The sequence below is a fragment of the Actinosynnema sp. NPDC053489 genome (assembly GCF_044544865.1).
Taxonomy (GTDB): domain Bacteria; phylum Actinomycetota; class Actinomycetes; order Mycobacteriales; family Pseudonocardiaceae; genus Actinosynnema.
Window position 1 is genome coordinate 124,564 of sequence record NZ_JBITXT010000009.1, and the last position, 21,397, is coordinate 145,960.

General features: G+C 69.9%; 15 protein-coding genes and 2 pseudogenes. 6 read left to right on the plus strand and 11 right to left on the minus strand.

Annotated elements, in window-relative coordinates; translation table 11 throughout:
• Window positions 1-34: 34 nt before the first annotated feature.
• Window positions 35-2,029: a beta-galactosidase gene (locus ACIGNX_RS22105; RefSeq protein ID WP_396542553.1), complete on the plus strand. Its 1,995-nt coding sequence runs from the start codon at window positions 35-37 to the stop codon at window positions 2,027-2,029.
• A 123-nt stretch (window positions 2,030-2,152) separates the two neighbouring features.
• Here the strand turns inward: ACIGNX_RS22105 and ACIGNX_RS22110 are convergent, their stop codons facing one another.
• Window positions 2,153-3,568 carry a cellulase family glycosylhydrolase gene (locus ACIGNX_RS22110; protein ID WP_396542554.1) on the minus strand — a complete coding sequence of 472 codons (1,416 nt, stop codon included), beginning with the start codon at window positions 3,566-3,568 and terminating at the stop codon, window positions 2,153-2,155.
• Between the two features lie 686 nt (window positions 3,569-4,254).
• On the opposite strand from ACIGNX_RS22110, the gene ACIGNX_RS22115 reads away from it, so the two are divergent.
• Window positions 4,255-5,817 carry an ABC transporter substrate-binding protein gene (locus tag ACIGNX_RS22115; RefSeq protein WP_396542655.1) on the plus strand — a complete coding sequence of 521 codons (1,563 nt, stop codon included), beginning with the start codon at window positions 4,255-4,257 and terminating at the stop codon, window positions 5,815-5,817.
• Window positions 5,818-5,834: 17 nt separating this feature from the next.
• On the opposite strand, the gene ACIGNX_RS22120 is transcribed toward ACIGNX_RS22115, so the two are convergent.
• The 4 genes from ACIGNX_RS22120 to ACIGNX_RS22135 all read right to left on the minus strand — a co-directional run bounded on the left by ACIGNX_RS22120 (window position 5,835) and on the right by ACIGNX_RS22135 (window position 11,891).
• On the minus strand, window positions 5,835-7,115 hold the full coding sequence (locus ACIGNX_RS22120) for an ROK family protein (RefSeq protein ID WP_396542555.1): 1,281 nt from the start codon (window positions 7,113-7,115) through the stop codon (window positions 5,835-5,837).
• 198 nt (window positions 7,116-7,313) lie between these two features.
• Window positions 7,314-9,311, minus strand: coding sequence for a glycosyl hydrolase (locus ACIGNX_RS22125; protein WP_396542556.1), 1,998 nt, complete (start codon window positions 9,309-9,311; stop codon window positions 7,314-7,316).
• Entirely contained in the window at window positions 9,308-10,384 is a 1,077-nt protein-coding gene (locus tag ACIGNX_RS22130) for a ricin-type beta-trefoil lectin domain protein (RefSeq protein ID WP_396542557.1), read from the minus strand. The genes ACIGNX_RS22125 and ACIGNX_RS22130 overlap by 4 nt, the downstream gene beginning before the upstream one ends.
• Window positions 10,385-10,487: 103 nt before the next feature.
• Window positions 10,488-11,891, minus strand: coding sequence for a glycosyl hydrolase (locus ACIGNX_RS22135; RefSeq protein ID WP_396542558.1), 1,404 nt, complete (start codon window positions 11,889-11,891; stop codon window positions 10,488-10,490).
• Window positions 11,892-12,077: 186 nt separating this feature from the next.
• Between ACIGNX_RS22135 and ACIGNX_RS22140 the strand changes: the two genes are divergently transcribed.
• Window positions 12,078-13,376: a PHB depolymerase family esterase gene (locus ACIGNX_RS22140; RefSeq protein WP_396542559.1), complete on the plus strand. Its 1,299-nt coding sequence runs from the start codon at window positions 12,078-12,080 to the stop codon at window positions 13,374-13,376.
• 85 nt (window positions 13,377-13,461) lie between these two features.
• Here ACIGNX_RS22140 and ACIGNX_RS22145 read toward each other — a convergent pair whose 3' ends face one another.
• From ACIGNX_RS22145 to ACIGNX_RS22155, 3 genes and pseudogenes are all read right to left on the minus strand, one after another.
• Window positions 13,462-14,598 carry an ROK family protein gene (locus ACIGNX_RS22145; RefSeq protein WP_396542560.1) on the minus strand — a complete coding sequence of 379 codons (1,137 nt, stop codon included), beginning with the start codon at window positions 14,596-14,598 and terminating at the stop codon, window positions 13,462-13,464.
• A gap of 445 nt (window positions 14,599-15,043) precedes the next feature.
• Window positions 15,044-15,262: pseudogene (locus tag ACIGNX_RS22150) on the minus strand (WD40 repeat domain-containing protein); the annotation flags it as partial.
• Complete coding sequence (locus tag ACIGNX_RS22155) at window positions 15,235-16,059, minus strand: TIR domain-containing protein (RefSeq protein WP_396542561.1); 825 nt, start codon at window positions 16,057-16,059, stop codon at window positions 15,235-15,237. The pseudogene ACIGNX_RS22150 and the gene ACIGNX_RS22155, both read right to left, overlap by 28 nt.
• A 634-nt stretch (window positions 16,060-16,693) precedes the next feature.
• Here ACIGNX_RS22155 and ACIGNX_RS22160 point away from each other — a divergent pair.
• Window positions 16,694-17,005, plus strand: coding sequence for a hypothetical protein (locus tag ACIGNX_RS22160; protein ID WP_396542562.1), 312 nt, complete (start codon window positions 16,694-16,696; stop codon window positions 17,003-17,005).
• A gap of 148 nt (window positions 17,006-17,153) precedes the next feature.
• Here the strand turns inward: ACIGNX_RS22160 and ACIGNX_RS22165 are convergent, their stop codons facing one another.
• Window positions 17,154-17,528 carry a winged helix-turn-helix transcriptional regulator gene (locus ACIGNX_RS22165; RefSeq protein WP_396542656.1) on the minus strand — a complete coding sequence of 125 codons (375 nt, stop codon included), beginning with the start codon at window positions 17,526-17,528 and terminating at the stop codon, window positions 17,154-17,156.
• Between the two features lie 173 nt (window positions 17,529-17,701).
• On the opposite strand from ACIGNX_RS22165, the gene ACIGNX_RS22170 reads away from it, so the two are divergent.
• Window positions 17,702-18,574, plus strand: a complete 873-nt coding sequence (locus tag ACIGNX_RS22170; protein WP_396542563.1) for an SDR family oxidoreductase — start codon at window positions 17,702-17,704, stop codon at window positions 18,572-18,574.
• 696 nt (window positions 18,575-19,270) lie between these two features.
• Here ACIGNX_RS22170 and ACIGNX_RS22175 read toward each other — a convergent pair.
• Complete coding sequence (locus tag ACIGNX_RS22175; RefSeq protein WP_396542564.1) at window positions 19,271-19,423, minus strand: hypothetical protein; 153 nt, start codon at window positions 19,421-19,423, stop codon at window positions 19,271-19,273.
• Window positions 19,424-19,605: 182 nt separating this feature from the next.
• On the opposite strand from ACIGNX_RS22175, the gene ACIGNX_RS22180 reads away from it, so the two are divergent.
• Window positions 19,606-19,926: a hypothetical protein gene (locus ACIGNX_RS22180; RefSeq protein ID WP_396542565.1), complete on the plus strand. Its 321-nt coding sequence runs from the start codon at window positions 19,606-19,608 to the stop codon at window positions 19,924-19,926.
• A gap of 445 nt (window positions 19,927-20,371) precedes the next feature.
• Here ACIGNX_RS22180 and ACIGNX_RS22185 read toward each other — a convergent pair.
• Window positions 20,372-21,332 (minus strand): annotated as a pseudogene (locus tag ACIGNX_RS22185) (transposase family protein); the annotation flags it as partial.
• Window positions 21,333-21,397 lie beyond the last annotated feature (65 nt).

A 21,397-nucleotide genomic window follows, 5' to 3' on the forward strand; every position in this document is an offset into this window, starting at 1 on the left:
TCCACCGCGACACTCCCGACTGGAGAACCAAAGGATGACGACGGACTGGCCCACCTCGAGCCTCGGCTTCGGCGGGGACTACAACCCCGAGCAGTGGTCGCCGGAGGTGTGGGACGACGACGTGCGCCTGATGAAAGAGGCGGGCGTCAACATCGTGACCCTCGGCGTGTTCGCCTGGGGCGCCCTCGAAGTGGCCGACGGCGTGTTCGAATGGGCTTGGCTGGATCAGGTCATCGACCTGCTGCACCACAACGGGATCGCGGTCGACCTCGCCACCCCCACCGCCTCGCCGCCGCTGTGGCTGCTCGCCGCCCACCCGGAGATCCTGCCGCTGAAGGCCGACATGACGCGCCGCCAACCCGGGGCGCGGGACGGCTGGTGCGCGAACTCGGCGACGTTCCGGCGCTACGCGTTGCGCATGACGAGGGCGCTGGCCGAGCGCTACGCCGCGCACCCGGCCGTGGTGCTGTGGCACGTCAGCAACGAGATCGGCGGCGGTAACGGGCGCTGCTACTGCGACGAGTCCCAGGCCGCTTTCCGGGGCTGGCTGCGGAAGCGCTACGGCACCTTGGACAACCTCAACCGCGCGTGGGGCACGGCGTTCTGGGGGCTCTACGTCACCGACTGGGACCACGTGCCGGCACCCCGCGGCGATGAGGCGCACAACCCGGCGCTGGTGCTGGACTACGACCGGTTCTGCTCGGACTCACTGCTCGACCACTTCCGAGCCGAGCGCGACGTCGTCCGCGAGTTCGCGCCTGCCACGCCGATCACCACCAACTTCATGGTCGGCCCGCACCAGGACGTCGTGGACTACCCGCGCTGGGCCCGGCACGTGGACCTCGTCGCCAACGACCACTACACCGTCCCGACCGATCCGCTGTCGGCGCAGGACATCGCGTTCAGCGCGGACCGGGTGCGCGGGATGACCCCCGGTCGCGGTCCGTGGCTGCTCATGGAGCACGCGGTCAGCGCCCACGCCTGGTACCCCGTCAACCGGGCGAAACACCCCCGTGAGCTGATCCGGGACAGCCTCGGGCACATCGCGCGCGGCGCCGACGGTGCGCTGTTCTTCCAGTGGCGGGCTTCGGTGCGGGGCGCCGAGCAGTTCCTCCAGGGCATGGTCTCGCACGCCGGCCCCGACTCCAAGATCGGCCGGGAGGTGCGGGAGCTGGGCGCGGTCATGGGCCGGCTGGCCGAGGTGCGCGGCTCGACCGTGCAACGGGCGCGGGTCGCCCTGCTGTTCGACAACGAGGCCGGGTGGGCGTTCTCCCGAGGGCTCAAGCCGCACAAGCAGGTCGACTACGGTGACGAACCGCGGGCCTGGCACCGCGCGCTGTGGGACCGCAACGTCCTGGTCGACGTCGTGTCCCCGTGGGACGACTTGAGCACCTACGACCTGGTGATCGTGCCGACGCTGTTCCTCGTGGACGACGAGTCCGCCGCGCGCGTCGCCGAGGTGGCCCAGCGCGGCGGCGTGGTGGTGGTGACGTGGATGTCGGGTATCGTCGACCACGAGAACGCCGTGCGGACCGGCGGCTATCCCGGCGCGTTCCGCGAGCTGCTGGGTGTGTGGTCGGAGGAGTTCTTCCCCCTCCAGCCCGGTGAACGCGGCCGACTCGACTCCGGCGCCACGTTCCACTCGTGGTCGGAACTCATGGACGTCGTTGACGCCGGGGTGGTCACGCGCTACGCCGAGGGGCCGCTGGCCGGTGGGCCCGCCATGACCCGCCGCGCGGTCGGCTCGGGCGCCGCCTACTACGTTTCCTGTGCACTCGAACCCGAGAGCTTGGACGAGTTCGTCGGACAGGTGCTGGACGAGGCGGGCGTCGAACCGGCCGGCGGCGGAGCGGGGTTGGACGTCGTGCGCCGGGAGAAGGACGACACCACCTGGGTCTTCGCCCTCAATCACGGCGACGAGGAGCGCCGCCTGGCGGTGACGGGAGTCGAACTGATCACCGGCAAGGTCGTCGACCACGAGCTGGTCGTGCCGGGCCGCGAGGTGCGGGTCGTGAGGGAGAGCCGATAAGCGGTAGCGGACCCGCGCGGTCTGGCAGGGCTTGGCCTGTTCCGGCTCGCGCGGGAACGGGGTGTCGGGCCGGCCCGCCGGGGTGGGTGGCGGGCCGGCCGAGTCCTGCCGGGGTGCCGGTGGTTACGGGGTGACGGAGAGCAGGTGGGCCTTGTAGCCCTCGCCGAGGCCGGGTTCGGGTGTGCCGTTCCAATCCTTGATCAGCACGGCGCCCGTGGTGCAGCCCCAGGGGTTCCAGGTCCAGGCGAGGTAGCCGATGTGGTGGGCGTCGGCCCAGTCCGTCAACGTCTCCATGTAGTCGTAGCCGCAGTTGTCCTGGCCGAACTCGCCGAGCACGACCGGGACCTGCTGGGCCAGCGGGGCGACCTGGCTGTCCCAGCAGGTTTCGGTGGCGCAGGCGTTGAAGCTGTAGGCGTGCCAGGAGGCGGCGATGTTGTTCAGCGGGTCGACCGGCTTGTGGGTCAGCCACTCGCGCAGGTCGTTGGCCCACTCCAGGCCACCGAGCATGAGGACGTTGGTCGCGCCGGTGGATCGCACCGCGTCGACCAGGTCCTGCATGCCGGCGACTTCGTAGGGAAGACCGGTGCAGGTGCCGCCGTCGCGCCAGCACTGCCAGCCCAGACTCTTGTCCCAGTCGGCGGGCATCTCCGGGTACGGCTCGTTGAACAGGTCGAACACGACCGCGTCGTTGCCCTTGAACGCGTTGGCGACGCCGGTCCAGAACTGCGGGGAGTACTTCGCGTCGGGCATCGGCTTCTGGCACACCGCGTGCTCGTCCTTGCAGTGCCAGTCCGGGCTGTTGGGGTACGCGCCCCAGGTCCAGTGCAGGTCCAGGATCACGGTGATGCCGTTGGCCACCAACAGGTCCGCGTAGTCCTTGACGGCCTGCTGGTAGGTCGCGCCACCGGGTGAGCCGTAGACGCCCAGCCAGCACTCCTCGTTCAGCGGGACCCGCACCGCGTGGATGTTCCACGTCTTCATCGCGTCCACCGACGCCTGGTCCACCGGACCGCCGTCCCACATGCCCTTGCCCTGCACGCAGGCGAACTCGCCACTGGAGCGGTCCACCCCGAGCAGCCGGTACGGCGTGCCGTCCGCGGTGACCAGCTTGTTGCCGGAGACGCGCAGCTTCGGCGCCGCGCCGCCCGGCGGAGTGCTCGTGGTGGTGGTGGTCGTCGTCGTCGTGGTGGTCGGGTTGACGCCGGTGCACGGGGCGCCGTTGACCGCGAAGTCCGTCGGCTTGGCGTTGCCGCCGCTGTAGGCGAAGTTCGCCCCCGCGGTGACGCTGCCCTTGGCCGGGATGGTGGCGTTCCAGCTCATGTTGGTCACGGTGATCTTCTTGCCCGCCTGTGACCAGTTGCCGTTCCAGCCCTGTTGCAAGGTCTGGTTGCCGGTGTAGGAGTAGGTGAGCCTCCAGCCGCTGACCGCCGACGAGTCGAGGTTGGCCACGGTCACGTTGACGCCGAAACCACTGCCCCAGTCGTTGGTCGAGTAGTCGACCCGGCACGCGAACGCCGCTGCCGCGGTCGCGTCGCTCACCCACGGCCCACTTGCCGCCATCAGGGCCGTACTCGCCATGGAGACCACGGCGCCCAGCGCGGCAAGTGCGGTGCGGCGTTTTCTGACTGTTCCTAACATCAGCACTCCCTTGTGCGGGTGAACGGACACTGCCCAGCTCCTCTGGGAGCGTTCCCAGAAAACCCGTGGCGAAGCGTCGGCATCGGTGAGCGGTTCACGCGGGACGGAAGACCGAGGCCGTCAGGTCGAGGTGCGTGGCGCCGGGCACCCGCGCCGGCACGTCGCGATCGACGAAAGCTCGGGTACCAGGCCGTGCACGGCGCGCGGGCACCGGCCGTCATTCAGGTTCGAGCGCGTCATGCCAGCCCTCCTCCTGGTCGTCGCCACATGGGCCAAAACCACAGAGAGGGTTACTCAGATAGCCGAAGTAAGTCAACTACTTCCTGCCTGCAGAGCTGAGACGTGGCGCCGCCTTCCTCCGACGACCAGGGCATCCACACTCTTGACCAACTTACTTTGGCAACTTAATAATGATCCCGCAGGCGGCTGTGGAGCACGCCGCGCGTCACGTCAAGGAGGACGTCGTGAGGTTGTCGAGGAGTACCCGCAGGGGTGCACGGTCCACAGCCGTCCTGCTCGCCGCAGCGGTCGTGGCCACGGGCTGCGGCCCGTCGGACACGGCCGCCGGACCCGAGAGTTCCACCTTGGTGGCGTACACCGGCCAGTCCGGGGACTACCAGATCAACTTCAACCCGTACGCGCCCACCAACATCGGCGGGACCGGGACGATCTTCCAGACCTTGTTCTTCTACAACGTCGTCCGCGACACCGAGCCGACGCCGAGGCTGGGCACCGACTTCACCTGGAACGCGGACGGCACGCAGCTGTCCATCACCCTCAGGGATGGCGTGACCTGGTCCGATGGCGAGAAGTTCACCGCCACCGACGTCGTGTTCACCCTCGACATGATCAGCAAGCACAAGGGCATGAACAGCAGCGGCTACGCCGGGCGGGCCGAGGCCGTCGACGACACGCATGTCATCGTGGCGTTCGACCGGCCGTCGTTCGCGGACGGGCCGTCGCTGCTCGGCAGGACCTACATCGTGCCCGAGCACAAGTGGAAGGACATCGCCGACCCGGCGGTCACCGTGGTGGAGGACCCGGTCGGCACTGGTCCTTACCTGCTGGAGGAGTTCAAGCCCCAGGCGTTCACGCTCAAGGCGAACCCGACGTACTGGGGCGGCGAGCCCGCCGTCAAGAAGGTCCGCTACCTCGCGCTGTCGGGCAACCAGGCAGGCGCCGCGGCGCTCAAAGCCGCCCAGATCGACTGGCAGACCGGGCCCGTGCCCGACCTCGAGGACGTCGAGAAGAACTATCCCGGCTACCGTGCCGTGGTCACCCCGGTGAACCAGATCGCGCTCGTGACGTGCAGCAGCACCGCCCTGGGCTGCCGGGGCACGCAAACCGACCCGGCCGTGCGCCAGGCGATCTACCACGCCATCGACCGCACCCAGGTCAACGCGCTGGCGTTCGAGAACACCGGCAGTGACATCTCACCGAGCTTCCTGCTGCCCGGCCGCGATGGTGACCTGATCTCCGACGAGCTGCGCGACCGCACGGCCCCGATGCGATCGGACCCGGCGAAGGCACAGCAGCTCCTGGAGAGCGCCGGCTACACCAAGAACACGGATGGCATCTATGCCAAGGACGGCGCGCCGGTGTCACTGACGCTGAGCACCGTCGCCGGCTGGACGGACTACATCACGGCGGGCGACACGATGGCCCAGCAACTCCAGCGCGCGGGCGTCAAGGTCACCTTGCAGCAGGTCTCCTGGAACGAGTTCGTCGACGCCAGGGACCGCGGCAACTACCAGATGATCATCGACTCGCTCAACCAAGGCCCCGCGCCGGACCCGTACTACCTCTACAACTACTTCTACAGCACCGCGCAGACCGCCGAGGTGGGCGCCAAACCCGGCCCGAACGTCAGCCGGTTCTCCGACCCGCAGGTCGACCAGGCGCTCGACGCCCTCAAGCTCCTCAACCCCACCGACACCGCCGCCCGGCAGCGCCACCTGGAGACGATCCAGACCCGCATCGAGCAGGCGATGCCCTACATCCCCGTGCTCACCCAGGGCACGATCAGCATCTACCACGACGCCAAGTTCACCGGCTGGCCGACGGAGAAGGACCTATACGCCTTCCCCGCCGTCTGGGCGAACCCCGACAACGCGGAAGTCCTCCTGCGTCTCAAGCCCGCCGGCAAGTGATCCCGGGCCACGCGGCGCTACTCCCCCGTACTCCGCACCTGAGCTGACGGCGAGTGGTCAGGCGCCTCGTCCCCGCCGGCGGGCACCGGCCGCGGCCCTTCCTCGGATCGGCCGCGACCGAGCGTCAGTTCGTTCTGCAGGACGAGGACCGCCCCGCCGATCGCCGCCGCGTCCGACCCGTTGACCGAGGGCACCACCCGCACCGGGTGTGCCCGCCGGGCGAACAACCGGCGGTCCAACTGCTCCTGGATCACCGCCTGGTAGGTCGAACCGGCCACCGCGAAGCTCTGCCCGGCCAGCACGACCACGTCCAGGTCGAACAGCACCGCCACGGTGACCGCGGCATGACCGAGGTAACGTGCCGAACGTTCGACGAGTTCACGGGCCTCCGGGTCACCGGCGTTCGCGGCCGCCGCGATCCGGGAGAACTCGGTCAGGAAGTCGTCGCCGGCCGGGTCGAGCGCGAGCCGTCGGGCGAGGCCCGGTGTCGCCAACGCCTGTCGGACCACGGCCGACGGGCCGGCGTAGTTCTCCAGGCAGCCGACGTTGCCGCACGTGCACTCGTCGCCGTGGACGTCGACCGAGATGTGCCCGATCTCGGCGGTGTTCGAGGAGCTGCCCCGGTACACCTCGCCCGCGACCACCACCCCGCCGCCGATGCCGGTGGCCATGTAGATGCAGCCGTAGGTGCTGCGCGGGTCCACCGCACCCATCCAGTACTCGCCGATCGCGGCCGCGGCGGCATCGTTGTCGAGCAGCACGGGCAGCCCCAGGATCTCCGAGAGCCGCCGCGCGACGGGGTAATCGCACCACTCGTCCGTGGGCTGCGGTGTCAACAGCACGCCCGCGCCCCGGTCCTGCGGACCGTAGCTGACCAGGCCGACCCCGAGCACCTTGTCCCGCTCGACGGCCGCCGTCGTCAGCAGGGCCTCCACCTGCGCCGCCACCAGCGGCAACGCTCGATCCGGCGGCATCGACGCCACGCCGTGAAACGACGTCCGCGCCACCGGCCGTCCGGCCAGGTCGATCACCACGATGACGCACGCGTTGCGCTCCAGCTGCACACCCACGCCGTAGCGCGCCGGCGGGTTGAGCTGGAGCAACGTGCGCGGCTTGCCACCCGTCGAGGCACCGCGACCCACCTCGACCACCAAGCCGTCGCCGAGCAGTTCCCGCACGACCTCGGAGATCGTCGCCCCGGTCAGACCGGTCGCCGCGGCGAGCTCCACCCGGCTGATCGTCCGCGCGGCCCTGATCACGTCCAGCACCTGGCCACGCGTCTTGGACCGGCTTGCCAAGACCGGGCTCCTCGCCACGGAACCTCCTTCACCCGACCCTTCGCCAGGCTACTTCACTTACGGTTCACGCGGCGTTGCCGAGGTGCGGAGACATGCTCTCACCGGCAGTGGGGGTGTGGGGTGCGAACGCACCCCACACCCCCACTGCCACAGGTGCAGACGGCCGGTGTGCTCCGTCAGCGACGGCTTCACCCTTGGTCAGCCGGCACGGACGTCGTCGAGGACGAGGGAGCCCTTGGTCGTGGCCGCGCCGTCGGCCTGGTTGACGAAGACGTTGAACTGGGACAGGTCGCGCAGGTCGTCGGCGGTGATGCGGCGGTGGGCGTTGGCGGTGTCCCACGGTGCGGGTCGCCAGTCGGCGAACGGGATGGTGACGACCCCCGCCGTGGTGCCGGCGAGCGAGGGGTACGCCTCGAAGGCGACGCCGCCGGCGTTGAGCTGGAGCACGAGCTTGTGATGGGAGCCGTCGGGTCGCAGCCACAACGACAAGCCGCTGTAGGCGGACCAGTCGCCGTTCAGGCGTTTGCCGATGCCGGTGTAGGTCTGGAAGGTGAAGTCGTAGTCGAGCTTGAGCGCCTTGCCGCCGTTGTCGGCGGCCAGGGAGATGGTGTTGGAGCCGTAGGTGCTGTAGTCGGCGCGCAGTGCCGTGTCGTCGGGGTGACCCTGGAAGTCGTCCACCACGCCCGGCGGCAGTGGCGGCTTCGCGCCCAGGATGACGGTGTTGGTCAGCTCCAGCGGTTGTGCGCGCCCGACGACCAGCGCGTGGACGTTCAGCCTGGTCACCGTGTTGGTCAGGTTCTCCTGGCCGATGCGCCAGGTGCCGGTGTGGTAGCCGGTGGCGCGGTCGTAGGTGAGCAGGTTTTTGGTGTTCGACGTGCCGACGGTGTAGTAGACGAGCAGCGCCTTGGTGTTGTTGACCTTGACCCGGATCGTCGTGGTGGGCGTGGTGACGCGTTCGCGGTCGGTCGGGGACACGATGTGCGCGGACGGCTCCTGGCGCACCGCCTTGGTACGGCGGTCGAAGACGTGGTCGAGTTCGGCGGCGAACACCGAGTACGGGTCGGCGTGGAAGGCGCGGAAGTCGGGCAGCAGCTCGTGCTCGGGCAGGTCGCCGGTGGCCGGGTGCGGGACGAAGAACTGCTCGGGACCGAAGTTGGTCCACGTCATCGCGTACGCGGTCCGGCGAGCGTCCGGGTCGGTCTTGATGGCGTCGAGGACTTGGGTGTACCAGTGCAGGTTGCCGTTGCCGCCGTTGGGCTTGAGCGCCCCGGTGATGCCGTACTCGGTGGCGGCGGAGACCTTGCCCTTCCCGTCCGCGATCCGCGCGATCATGGCCAGGTCGGCGACCAGGCCGTCCAGCCACTGCTTCGAGCCGTTGCTGCCGTCGTAGTTGTCGTAGCCGAACACGTCCACGTAGTCGTCACCGGGGTAGGTGCGCAGGTAGACGTCGCTCACGCCGCCGTAGGAACCGCCGGGCGAGTAGGCGTAGAGGAAGTTGTGGACGTCCTTGGTGTCGCGCAGGTACTCCACGGTGTAGCGCCACAGCTCGACGTACTGCGACGCCGAGGCGTGCGCCGCGCCCCACCAGAACCACGAGCCGCTGTTCTCGTGGAACGGCCGGAAGACGACCGGGATGGGGCGGCCCCGGTCGTCGGTGATCGCGTACGCCAGCCGGGCCACCCGGTCGAGGTAGGCGCGGAACTGCGCGTTGTGGTCGCCACCGGGCAGGATGCGGGCGACCACGTTCCCGCCGGTGTCGCCGTAGTTGCCGCCGGTGACGAAGTTGTTCATGTGCGCGCTGATCGTGTTGATGCCGCCGATGCGGTGGGCGGCTTTGACCAGTTGCACGTACTTGGCGAACTTCTCCTCCGGCGTGCCGGGCGAGGAGCCGTAGCCCTGGTCGCTCATGTCCCAGCCGAACACGGCGGGGTGGTCGCCCACCCCCGCTTTCACGTCGGAGCTGACGCCGTCGGCGGTGGCGAAGGTGAGGCCGAACTCGGTGGTCTGCTGGTGCCCGAACAGCATGCCCTGCCCGCGCTGCGCGCGCAGGTAGGCGAACAGCGAGCGGGTTTCGGGGGTCGCCTTGTCGTCGGCCACCCGGACTTCGGCGGGCCTCTCGCCGTGCGCGGAGGCGGCGGGCACCGCCACCGCCGACGCGGCGGTGGCGGTGACGACCAGGGCGACGAGGCGCCTCACCGGCGGGTCCACTTCTGGTTGGCCTGACCGTTGCAGGACCAGGAGTTGACCCGGGTGCCGTTGGCCGTGCCCTGGCCGTCGGCGTCCAGGCACAGACCGGTCTGGTTGTGGCGGATGGAGCCGTCCGAGCCCAGGGTCCACTTCTGGTTCGCGCCGCCGTTGCAGTCCCAGATCTGCGCCTGGGTTCCCGCGGCGGAGTTCGGCGTCAGGTCGAGGCACTTGCCGCCGTAGACGCGCAACTCGGAGGCGCCCGTGGCGGTCCAGCGCTGGTTGGCCTGGCCGTTGCAGTCCCAGAGCTGGATCAGCGCCCCGTTGGCCTGGCTCGCGCCGGAGACGTCCAGGCAGCGGCCGGACTGCTGACCGACGTAGGTGTTGCCGGTCGGGGTGCTGTTCGGGGTGAGCGCGGCGGTCAGGGGCGGGTACCAGCGCGCCTCGATCTTGCGGATGCCCGAGTCGTTGGGGTGCACGCCGTCGGAGGTGTCGGTGGAGGTGGTGAAGCCGCTCCACTGGTCCACCACCGTGATCGGTGACTGGGAGGTCGTGTTGGCCCTGGCCCAGCCGGGGATGGCGTTGTTGAGGTCGATCACGCGCTGGTAGCAAGCCGCGCAGTTGGCGGGGGTCATCGGCAGGATCTGCGCGACCAGGACCTTCATCGACGGGTTGCTCGCGCGCATCTGGCCGAGCAGCTTGGTGTAGGCGGACAGGATCGTGCTCGCGGGGATGTTGCTCCACACGTCGTTGGTGCCCAGGTGCATCAGCACCACGTCCGGCCGGGTCGCCGACAACCAGCCGGGCAGCTGGTTCTGGTCCGCGATCCGGGTGGCGAGGAACCCGCCGTGGCCCTCGTTCTCGCCGTCGTAGGCGAACCCGCAGCCGGGTGCGGGCAGGGTGCCGACGAAGTCGATGTCGGTGTAGCCGGTGTTGCGCAAGTGCTGCCACAGCAGGGCGCGCCAGCAGCCCGGCGACCCGGTGATCGAGTCACCCAGCGCCATGATCCGCGTGGGCGTGGCGGCCGACGCCTGCGGCACGATCAGGGACAACGCGGCCAGCACCGCGACCAGCACACTGCTCACCGATGAGCGTGTTCTCATGGCAGACCTTCCGAGCGAGACGGTGATCGTGTTGGTCGACCAGGGGCACCGGGACCGCATCGCGTCCCGGTGCCACGCGGGTCGGTTACTTGAGGTTGGGCAGCTCGTCGCGGGTGACGACGTAGCTGTGGTTGTAGACCTTCTGCAGGTGGCCGACGCTGTTGCTGACGGTCAGGTGGTTGCCGTGCCAGGTCCCGAACAGCACCCAGCGGGTGCCGGTGGAGACGAGCCGGTCCGGGTCCGGGATGGGCCCGTTCTCGTGCAGCGCGATCGGCACCGAGGAGCCGACGACGTTGCGCACGGCGTTGTACATGGCGTTCTGCGGGTCGTAGTTGCCGTCACCGGCGTAGGTGTCGGCCCCGCCGATGTCCACGACCGACTTGCCCGGGTAGAACGAGGACTGCGGCTGGCCGTTGTACCCGTGCAGCCACACCAGGTTGTTGAGGCCCTTGACGCGGGTGAAGTAGTCGAACATGAAGTTCCACAGCCGGTTGTACTGCGCACCGCCCTCCATGCTCCACCAGAACCACGTGCCGCCGGCCTCGTGGAACGGCCGCCAGATCACCGCCGCGCCCGCGTCCTCCAGCTGCTGGAGCATGGCCGAGGCCTGGTCCAAGCGGTCGATGAAGGAGCGGTACTCGGCCGTGCCCGGCGTCAGGACGGCGTTGATCGACACCGGTGTCTTCGTGCCGTCGTAGGTGTCGGGCTTCGTGGGGGCGCCCATGTGGTAGCCGATCATCGGGATGCCGCCCGCGTTCCACCACGCGATCGCCCGCGGGGCGAGGTCCTTGGAGTCACCGAAGTCCAGGCCGCGGATCGCCGGGTACTTGCCCGTGTTGTTGCGGATGTAGTTGATCTCGTAGTCCGGGCCGCCGATCCACGTCGACTCCTGCTGGCCGGAGAGGATGTGGTTGCCGTACTGCGAGTAGACGTAGCAGAGCAGCTTGCGCGCCTGCGGCGTCGGGTTGGGCGTCACCGGGTTGACCGGGCACTGGGGCGTGCCGCCGCCGGTGCCGGAGCGGAACTGCTGGTTGGCCTGGCCGTTGCAGTTCCAGGTGTTCACCGCCGTGCCGTTGGCGGTGGCCTGGTTGTTGACGTCCAGGCACAGCCCCGACTGGGTGGCGGTGATGCTGCCGTTGGAGTTGAGCCGGAACTTCTGGTTCGCGCCGCCGTTGCAGTCCCAGATGGCCAGGCGGGTGCCCGCGGCGGTGTTTCCGCCGGGCACGTCCAGGCACTTGGAGCCGTTGAACACCCGCAGTTCGCCCGACGCGGAGAACTCCCAGCTCTGGTTGGCGCCGCCGGTGCAGTCCCAGATCTGCAGCTGCGCGCCGTTGGCGCTGGAGTTGCCCGCGACGTCCAGGCAGCGGCCGGACGCGACGCCGACCAGCGGAGCGGGGGCGGCCTGGGCCGGGGTGGTCGCCAACATCAGCGCCGGGGCGATCAGCGCCACGGCCGGCAGGGCTCTGCCCAGGCGTGATGGAGCACGCATCTGATCTCCTTTGATCATTGCGGAGGAGGCGGAGGCAAGAACAGCGCAGCGATTGTTAGGTTCACGTCGAAACAAAGTCAACCCTGCAGACCCATCGAGACGCCTTCCTTGACTTTGTTTCGACGGTAACTTAACAATGCGTCGTCACAGCTCAGCCGCGCTCATCGACGAGACAAGGCGGTTCGGATGGCACACCGCACACCAAGGACGGCGGCGGCCTTCGTCGCCGCCCTCCTCACCTGCCTGGTGGCGCTGATCGTCCCCTCCACGGCCCAGGCCGCGTCGTTGCAGGAGGTCAGGGACTTCGGCAACAACCCCAGCGGCATCAGGATGTTCGTCTACGTGCCGAACACCGTGGCGGCCAAGCCCGCCGTGGTGGTCGGCGTCCACTGGTGCCACGGCAGCGCCCAGGACTTCTACGCCGGCACGCAGTACGCCTCGCTGGCCGACCGGTACGGGTTCATCGTCATCTACCCGTCGGCCGTCAGCTCCGACGGTTGCTGGGACGTCCACTCCCCCGCCGTGCTCACGCACAACGGCGGCGGCGACGCTCAGGGCATCGTCTCGATGGTCAAGCACGTCCAGCAGCGCTACAACGGCGACCCTGCCCGCACGTTCGTCACCGGCCACTCCTCGGGCGGCATGATGACCAATGTCCTGCTCGGGTCCTACCCGGACGTGTTCGCGGCCGGCGCTTCGTTCGCGGGCGTGCCGTTCGGCTGCTTCGCCGGACCGAACCCGTGGCACACCGACTGCGCCGAGGGACGCGTGGACAAGACCCCGCAGCAGTGGGGCGACCTGGTGCGCGGCGCCTACCCCGGCTACAGCGGACCGCGCCCCAGGGTGCAGCTGTGGCACGGCACCGAGGACGACGTGCTGCGCTTCGCCAACTTCGGCGAGGCGATCGAGCAGTGGACCAACGTGCACGGCGTGAGCACGACCCCCACCTCCACCGAGTACAACACCCCGCGCGGCACCTGGACCCGCACCCGCTACGGCTCGCGCGTGGAGGCGGTCCGCGAACAGGGGCAGCCGCACAACCTCCAGATCCTCGCCGACGAGGTGATCCGCTTCTTCGGCATCGACCAGCAGCCGTCCGGCGGCACCGCGCTGGTCGGCGCGCAGTCCGGCCGGTGCCTCGACGTCGCGTCGGCGAGCCGCGCCAACGGCGCCGCGGTGCAGTTGTGGGACTGCAACGGCGCCGCCAACCAGCAGTGGACGTCCACGGCGAGCGGTGAGCTGCGGGTCTACGGCGACAAGTGCCTCGACGCCACCGGTCAGGGCACGGCCGCGGGCACCACCGTCCAGATCTGGGACTGCAACGGCCAGAGCAACCAGAAGTGGACCACCCAGTCCGACGGCTCCGTCAAGGGCGCCCAGTCGGGCCTGTGCCTCGACGCGACGAGTCAAGGCACCGCGAACGGCACCAGGATCGCGCTGTGGACCTGCAACGGGCAGGCCAACCAGAGGTGGATCCGGCGCTGAGGGCAGCGGGAACCGCCGAACCTCGCGGGCGGTTCCCGCTCCCGCGCTCCTCACGGTCGTCGGCGCGGCGGTCGCCCGGCGCCCTTCAGACCGCGCCGGTGATCGTCTTCCTGATGGCGAGGGCGGCCGCCGACCGCGCCCACTCGCCGAAGTCGAACGGCTGCACGTCCAGGTCGATCAGCGCAGGGTCGTCCTCGTAGGTGTCCTCGATGCCCTCGTACACGACCTCTCGGGCAACCTCGTAGAGGGGCAGGCCGTCGCCGGTGAGCAGCACCTTGTGCGGGTCCAGGAAGTTGGCGGCATGCCCGATCAACACCCCGAGGGCGTAACCGGCCGCCTCGAACACCTCACGCGCCCGCCGCTCCCCCGACCGGGCTCGCTCCACCGCTTCCCCGTAGGTCAACGGGCCGTCGAACTGCCGCAGGATCGCCTCCGTCATCAGGAAGCTCGACGCGCAGCCCCGGTGGCCGTAACCGCACGCCGGACCGCTCGGGTCGACCAGCACGTGGGCGAAGCGGGGCGGCAGTCCGTGCGCCCCGCGCACCAGCCTGCCGTCGACGACCAGACCGGTGCCCACGCCCGCGCCGACGGTGATCACCACCATGGAGTCCACGCCCGCGCCCGCACCGAACCAGTGCTCGGCGGCCGTGAGGGCCTGCACGTCGTTGTCCACCGCCACCGGCAACCCCGTGACCGCGGTCAACGGCGGGGCCAGCGGCACGTCGACCCATCCCAGGAACTCGGCGTCCGTGACGACGCCCTCGCGCACCACGCCGCCCAACGTCACCCCCAGCCCCGTCAACCCCTCGAACCCGGCGGCGACCTCGGCGACCTGCTCCACCACGTCGGCAGGGGCGGTCGAGCGCAACGGCGCCTCCACCGACGCCACCACGCCCGCCGCCAGGTCCGTCACGGCCGCGTACAGCCGGTCGGCGGTCAGCTTCACCCCGAGGAAGTGGTGCGACTCCCCTCGCACGTGCAACAGCTCCGAGGGTCGCCCGGTCGGGGAACGCAGCTCGGTCCCGCCCTCACCCACCAGCCCGGCGGTGACCAGGGTCTTGGTCACCCGGCTGAGGGTCGGGCGGGACAGGCGCAGCCTCGGGGCGATCTCGGAGCGCGACATCGGGCCGTGGACCAGCAGCTCCATCAGCACGTCCCGGGCAGCGCCGGTCAGGACCGGCCACGACGTCGCCGTCACGCGGGCGGGGGTTCTGGTCGACACCGGTCGAACGTACCCCGCGGCGGGTCGTGTCCTCTGGCAGAGGGCGGGCCGTGGGCCGCAGGTCCTCCGAACGGGTCGGGACGGGCCGCCGACGCCCGGGCCCGGAGCGGGACGGGCCTTCGGTAACCAGACCTCCCACCGGCGACGCGCTCATCAGCGAAAACGGACTCTTCCACGGTCTGGGCGAAGACCAACTCAGAGGCATGTCCGAAGCCATTCCGCCCCGCCGCGACGAGACCGGCATGACCATCGATGATCCGGAGTGGCCCATTCCCGGCCGCGTCACATCAGGTCGACCGACGAGCTGGTGACGTGTCAGCCCGCGTCCATCAGGCCGTCGAACTCCTCCAGCGTCACGAACCCCATGAGCGGCCGTGGTACGAAGGCCGCCGGGCTCGGGCGCCGTGTGACGAACAGTCCGGTGGGTGGTGACGTCCCACAGCCGCACGGTGCGGTCCACGCCCGTGGTCGCGAGACGTTTCCCGTCGGGGCTGAAGGCGACACCCCAGACCCGGTCGGTGTGCCCGCTGAGGGGGTCGCCCACCTGGCGGCCGGTGCACACGTCCCACAGTCGGACCGTCCGGTCGCGGCTCGTCGTGGCCACCACCGCCCCGTCGGGGCTGAAAGCGACATTGTTCACCGAGTCCGCATGGCCGGTGAGCATGGCCGAGACGTGCACCGGCTCGGAGAGAACGGCGGCGAGGCCGGCGAGCGCTTCGTCGGTGGCGGCGGTGTGCAGGCTCGCCAGGTCGGGTGCCGGTCCCGCAGGTACTGCGCCTGCGCCGCCAGGCTGCGTGACGTGGCCAGCCGGGCCTGCTGCTCGGCCCGGTCGCGTTCGGAGGCCGCGATCCGACCCTGCCACACCGCGGTCGCGGCCCCGACGAGCGCGAGCACCAGCAGACCGGTGAGCAGGCTGATCAGACGCCGTTGCTGCCGCATGTCCTCGCTGAGCAGGTCGTCCTTGGGGATGCCGCGGATCGCGGCCGCCACCGTCGCCGCCTTGCCGCGGAAGTCGTGGCGCCCGTCCTCGCCGAGGTTCACCCAGTGCGGTTCTTCCACGAACCAGCCGCGCAGGTCCTCGGGCAACGCGGTGGTCGTGTCCCGGTCGAAGTCCCCGGCAACCGGGTCCCGGGCGATCGCCTTCCCGGGGCGCACGATCACGAACCGATCCGCCGATCGGTTCTCCCGCCACCAGGCCACCTCCCGACGAAGCCAGGGCGAAGCGGCCGACGCGGGCGAGGCCAGCGGGACGAAGGTGCGCGATGCCCGCAAAGCCGCCTCCAGCGACGACCACAGGCCGGCGCTCGCGGGCAACGAAGTGTCATCGTGGAAGACGCGCAACCCGGATAATCGGTACCAGGGACGCCCCAACCGCCGCGTGGTCCGCTGCAGCGCTCTGGCAACCGCTCGTTCGGCAGCGTGGTTGCAGGAGATGAAAGCGTCGTAACCGGCCTTCGACATCGGAGTCTCCCTCGCTGGCGGCTCGGCATGTTATCGCCGAGCCGAGCGCACGCCGACCCGCATGCCCGCGACGCGACCGTGCGACGAAACCCGCTGTCACCGCGAGGAATCTTCACAAACCGCTTGGTGGCTTCCACTCGCCGATCCCGGGAGTGCGGTCGTGGACCGCGGCGGGCGCCCGCGGGTCCGTGCTCGGGTAAACCCGTTGCACCAGCCGCACGCCCGGTGGCCGGGACATCCAGCGCCGTTCCCGATCCGGTGGCGGCAGGCGGCGCGGAGCCAACCCCGGACACCCGGTCCTGCTGGTGCCGACCCGTCCCAGCTGCGGCGACACCCACGCCCACGATCGACGCCGTTCGACATCGGCCCGGCCACCGTCTGACGCCGCATCGCAATCCTCGCACTGCACCTCGACATCGGACGAGGGTGGACAGGGTTCACCGCCGTCCGCGGTCGTCCACAAGTCCGGGACCCCCACGGGCGCCGGACCAACTGCCGCAGACTACGAACTCTTCGGTGGCGCCACGGACGACTATTCAGGCCCTACCGGACCACGTCCGGAAAGCCTCCGGGTTACCGGGAACCTCAGTGGAAGCGCGTCGGTGGGCGGGTGGACAGCGCGCGGACGTTGGGGGTGAGCACGTACTGGTTGCGGCACACCGGGTTGACCTGGCTGGAACGCAATTCCGGTAGCGCGGTGGCGCGGGCGTTCGCCGGACACGCCGTGCCTTCATCGAACCGGCAGGGTGTGACACACGTGTACGTCAAGGCGTCGACGGGCGAGGTGGCCACCGCATCACAGGCGTTGACGAGGGAACCGCACCCGCCGGCGTTGGAACCACTGCCTCCGGTCGCGCCGACGGGGACCCATCCGTTGCACGTCGCCGGGCAGACCTCCGACGAGCCGGGAACGGACCTGGCCACGCGCGAACAGAGGACGGGCTGAACACCTCGCGGCGTTGAGCCGCACCGGCGGCGCCCACCGGCTTACCGAGGTTGAACTCGTGATGTCGCCGGGTGGCTCAGGTGGGTCTGATCGTCGAGCAGGTCTCGGCGAGGCGGCCGTCCAAGACCAGACCGCCGGCCACCGCTGATTACCTGGTGCGCTCAGTGCGGTCGTCGTACTGCTCGCGGGCTGTGATGACTTCTTCGATGTGCAGCACGGACCACTCCGTGAGCGCCTTCAGCGGTTCCCGCAGCGTCTGGCCGAGCGCGGTCAGCTCGTACTCCACGCGCGGCGGCACCTCAGGGTAGACGGTCCGGCTGACCAGCCCGTCGCGTTCGAGGGTGCGCAGCGTCTGGGTGAGCATCTTCTCGCTCACGCCCGCCAGCGCCTGCCGGAGCCGGCCGAACCGGGAGGTCCCGTTCCGGCCGAGTTCGCCCAGCACGAGGACCGCCCACTTGCTGCCGATCTGGTCGAGCAGGTCCCGAGACGGGCAGCCGCGATCGTACGGATCGAACGACGGCATGGGCCCGGTCACGTTCTCCACAGCAGCCACACAGCTCACCTCGATGCTTTCGCTCCGGTAAGTACCCTACCAAGGAGTGGCTACTCCCCAACAGAGAGTGTCCAGGTCATTCTGTGTCCCATCCCGCGGCGGACGGACCGCGGCAGGCGTGCGGGGCACGCGAGGAAGGAAGGATGACCACCATGCCGATCGTCGTCACCGGAGCCACCGGCCAGCTGGGCAGGCTCACCGTCGAGGCACTGCTGCGGCGCGGGATCCCGGCCGCGGACGTCATCGCGACCGGCCGGGACATCGCCGGGATCAAGGATTTGGCCGACCGGGGCGTCACGGTGCGCCGCGCCGACTTCGCGGATGCGGACGGCCTGGCCGAGGCATTCGCGGGGGCGGACAGGCTGCTGCTGGTCTCGGCCTCGGTCCCCGTGGGCGAGCGGGTCGCCAACCACCGCCGCGTGATCGACGCCGCAGCGTCCGCGGGCGTGTCGCTGGTGGCGTACACGAGCACGACGCGCGCGGACACGGCCACCACCGTCATCGGTGCCACGCACGGCGAGACCGAGGAGTACCTGCGGGACCGCGGAATCCCCAGCGTGCTGCTGCGCAACGGCTGGTACTTGGAGAACTACACCAGCCAACTGCCGCAGATCCTGCAGAACGGCGCCGTCGTCGGCGCCGCGGGCCAGGGGCGGATCAGCGCCGCGTCCCGCGCCGACTACGCCGAGGCCGCGGCGGTCGTCCTCACCACCGAAGGCCACACCGGCGCCGTGTACGAGCTCGGCGGCGACGAATCCTTCACCCTGACCGAACTCGCCGCCGCGATCTCCGCCGCGGCCGGGAAGCAGGTTGCCTACACCGACCTCCCGGTGACCGACTTCGCCCGGGTACTGGCCGCCGCGGGCCTGCCCGCCGAGCTGGCGGAGGTCCTCGCCGACGCTGACCGCGGCATGAACCGCGGCGAGATGTACACCGATTCCGGCGACTTGCACCGCCTGATCGGGCGCCCGCCCGTGACCCTGGCCGAGGCACTCGCGGCCGCCCTGCACGACTGAGTGGAACTCGTGATGTGACCGGGTCGCTCGGGTGGGCCTGATCGCCAGGCCGGTCTCGGTGAGGCAGCTGTCCATGAGCTCGACGCGGCACTGGATGTGCCGCAGGCCGCGCTGGACGGGATGTCCGGAGAGCCGGCTGCGTCGCAGGAGGACCAGATCCCCTCGACCGGGTTGAGGTCGGGTGCGCAGGGCGGTGGGTGGTCAGCCGGTCCCGGGCCTCGGCGAACTTCTGCGGGTCGGTGGCCTTGTGGACGTTGAGGTCGTCCCAACGAGAACCATCGGGCCCGCCGAGCTGCTGGTGTGCTGCGATCAACAAATCCCGGCGGTCGCACCACCGGGGTCCGGCCGCGCTGTGATCGGGTCTTCGCGGGCGGCGTCGTGGAGGATCCGGCTCCGCCCTCGAGGACGGGCGAGGCGCCACGGGCCGTCGCGAGTCCTCCGCGCAGGCCACACCTCCTTGACGCACCCGGGCCACCGCCTCGTCGTTCCGCTCCATGGCCCGCCGAGCCGGGGACTGCCAGGATCAGCCGTTACGCACCGGCGGTTTCCGCACGCCCTGGATCGTGCGGGCCATGTGGAAGCACCGACCGATCACCGTTTGATCCGCGCCGGTGTCCAGCGCTGGTCCTCCCGGCCAGGCGCGGCCGGCCCCTGGGACCGCAGGGCTCTCGGACCGCCCTGCTCCCACTTCTGCCGCTACCGTTGTACCGAGTGGACGTTGATGCGCAGGGCCTTGGCGATGACCGGGCTCGCCTCGCCCTGGGCGAACCGCTCGGCCGCCTTGGACCGTGACTCCTCGCGGAACTGCGGCCGTTCGGCAGTCAGCCCGCCTCCTTGTGGATACCGCATGCTCCGGTGACACCGCACGGGTGATGAGCCATCAGCCCCTACGACACCACGAGTTCCGCCTCAGTAGTCACTGGGCTGCGACGCTAGGAACCTTTGTCCCCCGAACGTGTAGTCCTCCATACGGGGCACGGCGCGTATAGTGGACAGATCGTCGATCCGCTACCGTCGAAGGCGGGAAGCACATGCCACGAATCATGCCGCTCCGGCCGGAGAATGCCGACGAGAACTTGCCGCCGACGTTCTACCTCAAGTTCAGCCAGGAGGAATTCCCAGCGTTTCTCGCCAACCCCACGGCCGTCATCAAATATTTCGGTCAGAACGTTAAAAATTTGACCGTCACCGTGAAGGACCATGTCTGGGACGCGGGTAACCAGGAATGGATCACCGACCAGTCCGACGCACGTCTCGCCGTCGACGGCGGTTTGCCGCCGGCGAGCCAGTGGGAGTGGTGGTGCGGTTACCAGGACGAGATGTGCGTGTGCGAGCGGGTCCTCGTTCCTTGACGCCCCTCGTTCCCCCGGCAGGAAGTCACTGAAGACATCGACGCAGCCGGCTCCGCCAAGAAGGCGAAATGGCAACCCGGTCACCACCGACGTCGACGCAGTGACTACCCGAATCGACAGTCGCCACGCGAAGGTGACGGCAGACGGCCGCCTGACCGCCGGACGAAGCCGACCCCTTTCAACCCCGGGTTGCACCGCTCGTTCGGCTCTGGTCCGTAGTCGGTGGTAACGCGGAGTATCGGTCAGGGCAGGAGGATGCGGTGGCGGAGGAGGTCGGATCCGGCGCGTCCGTGCATCTGCTGATGATCGTTTTGGTGCGGGTGTTGACGCCTTCGGTGCGGCCGTTGTGGTAGGGCAGGGTGAGGGCGGCGTCGGCTGCGGGCCGGTCGATCTCGAGACCGTTGGTGAGACCGCGAAGGTGCGGCAGGTCGGCGGTGCGGGCGGTCGCGATCCGTTCGGTGGGTTTCACGTCGTTGTCCGCGGTCGGTGTCGACAGGGCGGTGAAGCCGCGTATCGGGTTGGTGAGTGCGGTCATCTCCGGGCAGGCCGCGGTGATCTTGTGCAGCGACTCCGTGTCCTTCGGGCGCGGGTTGTCGGGTTCGGTGAGCAGGGGGCTGTTTGCGTGGCGGGAGGTGGTGACGGGGCGGTCGCCGTCGGCGCGGCCCTGGTTGAGGTAGCGGACCGGCAGGTTGGCGCCGCCGGTGTGGCCCAGCTCCCGGATCTCGGCGAGCAGGCGGGTGGCCGGGGCCGCGGGGGTTGGCGGAGCGGCGGGCGCGCAGGTGGTCGCGGATGGTCCGCTCGTGATCCCCGCCGGGGCGGGGCGGGTTGACGGTGGCCCGGCATCCGGTGTGCGCGCGGACCTCGGGCGGGACCTTGTCGCAGAGGTCGCGCCACAAGTGCCGGCGGTCGCTGACCCGCGCCGTGTCGGGCAGGGCACGGCGGCCGGTCTCGGCGTCGACGACGATCGTGGCGTAGCGGTGGCGGCGGCGCAGGGCGAAGTTGTCCGCGCCGATCACCCGCGAAACCGTCGACCGAGGCAGCGGCAGGCGCCGCGGACGGCGCAACGCGGGGCTGCGGGACACCGGCACGGCGAGGAGACCGGCCGGCCGTGCGGCCGCTCGACCGCGTAACCCTTGCGCCAGTGGGGATATCCGCCGGACAAGCCGCACCGCGCGGCGCCGGTGGCGCTCCAGCAGTCCGGAAACCCGTTCCCGGAAGGTCTGCCGCCGGCAGTTCCGGGCCTGGCAGACCAAGCGCCGTACACGCACATGAACGACGACCTGGCGACCGTCGACCGGCACGTCCCTCACCGCCCGGCGGTGATACCCGTGCACCTTCGCGGTCGCGGTCCCGCACACCGGACACGGCACGGCCACATCCCGAGTACGGGCCGTGACCACCGCCATGCCGCCGCTCTCCGCCACGTCCTCGACGACCAACGCCGACAACCCGGAAACACCGTCCCTACAAG